Source organism: Enterobacter sp. RIT637 (genome assembly GCF_019718755.1).
In the GTDB taxonomy this organism is placed as follows: Bacteria; Pseudomonadota; Gammaproteobacteria; order Enterobacterales; family Enterobacteriaceae; genus Enterobacter.
On the sequence record NZ_JAIHAZ010000174.1, the window covers coordinates 1 to 529 of the forward strand.

A 529-nucleotide genomic window follows, 5' to 3' on the forward strand; every position below is an offset into this window, starting at 1 on the left:
GCATACGGGTCGGTGTGATCCGTTGCCACAGTGCTGCAATCACCGTGAAGCTCAAGCGTGAAGTCAGCGAAACAGAATTTGCGGAGTTAGTGGCGCATTCCCATCCCTGGGTTAATTATGTGCCCAATAAAAGGTGGAGAGTGTCAGTAAATTGACTCCTGCCTATATCAGCGGTTCGCTTAAAGTAGGAATTGGCCGTTATAAGAAAATGTCGCTATACAATGACCCTATCTATTCAGTTTTAATGGTAGGCGATCAGCTATTGTGGGGGGCTGCCGAACCTTTGAGACGCATGTTGAATATTCTGCTCGGAAGAGTTTGATTCATTTTATTCAGACTAAAGCACCTGCTCGGTAGGTGCTTTGGTTTTGTGGCGACGCGTCCTATTCTACGTCGCCGCAGATGTGATGGACATAAATGGCTCACTTCATCGTCCGCTTTTCGCTCTGAGCGGACCTTGATGTCTTTGAGAGGGTCCGTCCCGTACAAGCAGCGAACCCGACTAATCTAATGTTGAGCCAATCAATAT

The 529-nt window shown here is 47.6% G+C and carries 1 pseudogene; it reads left to right on the forward strand.

The window, feature by feature from the left end:
• Nucleotides 1–322 (forward strand): annotated as a pseudogene (locus tag K5E19_RS23845) (Asd/ArgC dimerization domain-containing protein); the annotation flags it as partial.
• Between the last annotated feature and the right edge of the window lie 207 nt (nt 323–529).